Source organism: Mycobacterium sp. 1465703.0, from assembly GCF_001672975.1.
In the GTDB taxonomy this organism is placed as follows: Bacteria; Actinomycetota; Actinomycetes; order Mycobacteriales; family Mycobacteriaceae; genus Mycobacterium.
On record NZ_LZKU01000289.1, the window covers coordinates 1 to 814 of the forward strand.

The 814-nt window shown below is 64.4% G+C and carries 2 protein-coding genes; both read right to left on the minus strand.

Features of this window, described 5'->3' with window-relative positions; genetic code table 11:
- On the minus strand, window positions 1-337 hold a 337-nt coding region (locus A5625_RS27290), incomplete at its 3' end, for an NADH-quinone oxidoreductase subunit J (RefSeq protein WP_232003842.1).
- A 26-nt stretch (window positions 338-363) separates the two neighbouring features.
- A partial coding sequence (nuoI, locus tag A5625_RS27295) for an NADH-quinone oxidoreductase subunit NuoI (RefSeq protein WP_067001864.1) occupies window positions 364-814 on the minus strand: 451 nt, incomplete at its 5' end.

The window sequence follows — 814 nt, forward strand, 5'->3', positions numbered from 1 at the left end:
TGCTCGGCGCGCTCGGCGTGGTAGTGGCCGTCAACGCCGTGTACTCGGCGATGTTTTTGGCGATGACGATGATCATCAGCACGAACAAGAACAGCATCATCACCGCGCCGGTGTAGACCACGACTTGGACGACACCCAAGAAGAGCGCGTCCTGGATCATGTAGAACACCGCCAGGATGATCATCGTCATCGCCAAAAACATCGCCGAGTACACGGCGTTGACGGCCACTACCACGCCGAGCGCGCCGAGCACGGCCAGCGCGCCCAGCACCCAGAACGTCACCGCTTCGCCGGTCGACGTTCGAACGATGGTGTCCTGCGTGAAACTGGACGCCAGGGTGACGGCCTGGCTGGTCAATCCAGTCACCGGGATTCTCCGGCCTGCTGAGTTTCCCGCAACCCGTGAGCGGTCACGTTGCCCTGGTAGTAATCCTTGTCGGTGGCGCCGGCGGTGCGGGGGTGCGGCGGGGCGAGCATGTCCTGCAACAGCGGCGCCAGCAGCCGGTCCTTCTCATAGATCAGGTCGGCGCGGTTGTCGTCGGCCATCTCGTAGTCATTGGTCATCGTCAGCGCCCGGGTCGGGCAGGCCTCGACGCACAGACCGCAGCCGATGCAGCGCAAGTAGTTGATTTGGTACACCCGGCCGTAGCGCTCCCCGGGCGAGTACCTGAGTTCCTCGGTGTTGTCGGCGCCCTCGACGTAGATCGCGTCGGCCGGGCACGCCCATGCACACAGCTCGCACCCGATGCATTTCTCCAGACCGTCCGGATAGCGGTTGAGCTGGTGGCGGCCGTGATAGCGCGGCATGACGGGG